General features: G+C 55.2%; 1 rRNA gene. It reads left to right on the top strand.

Annotated features, from left to right (window positions below):
- Positions 1 to 544 (top strand): 23S ribosomal RNA (locus tag AB4Z20_RS28045); the annotation flags it as partial.

Raw genomic sequence — 544 nt, forward strand, 5'->3', positions numbered from 1 at the left:
TTACTGACGTCAGCCAAACTCCGAATGCCGGTAAGTGAGAGCGCAGCAGTGAGACTGTGGGGGATAAGCTTCATAGTCGAGAGGGAAACAGCCCAGACCACCAACTAAGGCCCCTAAGCGTGTGCTAAGTGGGAAAGGATGTGGAGTTGCGAAGACAACCAGGAGGTTGGCTTAGAAGCAGCCATCCTTAAAAGAGTGCGTAATAGCTCACTGGTCAAGTGATTCCGCGCCGACAATGTAACGGGGCTCAAGCACGCCACCGAAGTTGTGGCATTGACATTWWTGGTAGGCCTTCGTGGTCCAGCCGTGTTGATGGGTAGGAGAGCGTCGTGTGGCGAGTGAAGCGGCGGAGTGATCCAGCCGTGGACGCTACACGAGTGATAATGCAGGCATGAGTAGCGAAWGACGTGTGAGAAACACGTCCTCCGRAAGACCAAGGGTTCCAGGGTCAAGCTAATCTTCCCTGGGTAAGTCGGGACCTAAGGCGAGGCCGACAGGCGTAGTCGATGGACAACGGGTTGATATTCCCGTACCGGCGAAGAAC

Origin of the sequence: Pseudomonas sp. KB_12, assembly GCF_052114545.1 — a bacterium.
GTDB lineage: Bacteria > Pseudomonadota > Gammaproteobacteria > Pseudomonadales > Pseudomonadaceae > Aquipseudomonas > Aquipseudomonas brassicacearum.